The following is a 981-nucleotide window of genomic DNA, read 5'->3' as shown; positions in this document are numbered from 1 at the left end:
GCGCGCCCCCCGCCTGCGGCTCGCCGCCGACGACCTCGTGACCCGGCGCGCCGAATTCGCCGATCAGGACGAGCAGGAACGCGTCCTGCGCGAACGACTCGATCACGTCGCTGCGGAACTGGACGACGCCAACGCCGAACTCGCACGCCACGAGGAGGCGGTCGCTCGGCTCACCCCCGGCGCCGAGGCTGCGTCGCAGACCTGGTTCCGCCTCTCCGCGCTCGCCGAACGCCTCGGTGCCACCGTGCGCATCGCCCAGGAACGCGCCCGCCACCTCGACACCGCCCCGGCGGCCCGCGACGGCCAGGACCCGGACGAGATGGAGGCCCGCGCCGACCGGATCGCCGAAGAGGAGGCCGAACTCCTCGAGGGGGTCGAGATCGCCCACGGCACCCTCGAAGCCGCAAAGGAGCAACTCGCCGTCCAGGAGGAGGCCGCCGCGGCCGCCGAGCGGGCGCACCTGGCCGCGGTGCGGGCCGTCGCCGACCGGCGGGAGGGACTCGCGCGCCTGGCCGGACAGGTCGAGACCGTGCGCACGCGCGCCGAGTCCATCGACGCGGAGGTCACCCGGCTGACCGTCGCCATCGAGGAGGCCCGGCTGCGGGGTGTCGCCGCCCAGGCCGAGTTCGAGACGGCCCAGGCCCGCATCGACGACCTCGACGCCGGCGAGATCGACGCCGACGCCCAGCACGAACGCGCCCTCGAGGCCCTGCGGCTCGCCGACGCGCGCGTGCAGGAACTGCAGGACGCCGAGCGCGCGGCGGGCAAGGAGGTCGCCTCCCTCGGGGCGCGCATCGAGGCGCTGTCGATGGGCCTCGAACGCAAGGACGGCGCCGCCTGGCTCCTCGAGCACCGTCCCGATCTCGGACTGGCGGGGCCGCTCGCGGAACGCGTCCGCGTCGAGGCCGGATACGAGGTCGCCGTCGCAGCGGCGATGGGCCCGGCCGCCGATGCGCTCGCCGCGGACTCCGTCCCGGCGGC

The 981-nt window shown here is 76.0% G+C and carries 1 pseudogene; it reads left to right on the top strand.

Annotation, left to right across the window (positions count from 1 at the left end):
* Positions 1–981, top strand: a pseudogene (locus tag OEY_RS28035) (chromosome segregation protein SMC); the annotation flags it as partial.

Origin of the sequence: Rhodococcus sp. P14, assembly GCF_000256505.1 — a bacterium.
Lineage (GTDB): Bacteria > Actinomycetota > Actinomycetes > Mycobacteriales > Mycobacteriaceae > Rhodococcus > Rhodococcus ruber.
The sequence above is the reverse complement of the archived record's forward strand: the minus strand, read 5'-3'. Positions and strand labels throughout refer to the sequence as shown.